This window comes from Alkalicoccus luteus (assembly GCF_012034335.1).
Classification (GTDB): domain Bacteria; phylum Bacillota; class Bacilli; order Bacillales; family Salisediminibacteriaceae; genus Alkalicoccus; species Alkalicoccus luteus_A.
The window spans coordinates 1-275 of the sequence record NZ_JAATHJ010000101.1 but is presented as its reverse complement, the minus strand read 5'-3'; the positions used below and the strand labels follow the sequence as shown (position 1 = coordinate 275).

Here is a 275-nt window from a genome sequence, read left to right as displayed (position 1 = left end):
CTATGAGGCTTCACTCGGACACAGGCTTCTCCTGAGAAGCCTTTAAGACCCAGTCCGGCTCCGCTCGCGCTTTTCATGCCGTTCAAGATCGAACGGCTATGAGGCTTCACTCGGACACAGGCTTCTCGCGAGAAGCCTTTAAGACCCGGTCCGGCTCCGCTCGCGCTTTTCATGCCGTTCAAGATCGAACGGCTATGAGGCTTCACTCGGACGCAAGTTTCTTACAAGAAACCGTCAAAAGCCAGTCCGGCTCCGCTCGTGCGTTGATGCCGTTC

At 56.4% G+C, this 275-nt stretch carries 1 protein-coding gene; it reads right to left on the bottom strand.

What is annotated here, in order from left to right:
- A partial coding sequence (locus HCN83_RS18275; RefSeq protein WP_205774759.1) for a hypothetical protein occupies positions 1-182 on the bottom strand: 182 nt, incomplete at its 3' end.
- Between the last annotated feature and the right edge of the window lie 93 nt (positions 183-275).